Source organism: Corynebacterium sp. 122RC1 (assembly GCF_024580955.1).
GTDB classification, from domain to species: Bacteria; Actinomycetota; Actinomycetes; order Mycobacteriales; family Mycobacteriaceae; genus Corynebacterium; species Corynebacterium kozikiae.
On the sequence record NZ_JANIKD010000056.1, the window covers coordinates 1 to 541 of the forward strand.

The 541-nt window shown below is 49.9% G+C and carries 1 rRNA gene; it reads right to left on the bottom strand.

The window, feature by feature from the left end:
* Positions 1-423: 423 nt before the first annotated feature.
* Positions 424-541 (bottom strand): 16S ribosomal RNA (locus NQ050_RS11025); the annotation flags it as partial.

A 541-nucleotide genomic window follows, 5' to 3' on the forward strand; every position in this document is an offset into this window, starting at 1 on the left:
AGAATAAAGAATAAAGATACTCGCGTCCACTATACAGTTCTCACACAACACCACTAAGCCACCACAACACACACAAACACGCGCTTGTACCGCAGCTAACCAAGCAACACAAAAAAGGACACCACCACAAGCACACAACAAACCCACACACAACCACGCAACACGCAGCCATCCATGAACCCAATATGTGCGCCTGAAAAAACGTGATCATCCCAGACACCCAACAGCATGCCAACACACCATGTTCTCGCACCCACCACCACACAACACACACAATGCATGCATGCAGCAGCACTTTGTTTTTTTGGTTTCTTTTGTTGTGTTCACAACCCCCAACCACCACTCATCGGTGACCAGAGAAAAAGGTTGCGTGGTGTTGCTCCACCCGGATTCAACAAACAATAAAAAAGTAAAGCTCCTTAGAAAGGAGGTGATCCAGCCGCACCTTCCGGTACGGCTACCTTGTTACGACTTCGTCCCAATCGCCGATCCCACCTTCGACCACTCCCTCCCCAAAAGGGGTTAGGCCATGGGCTTCGGG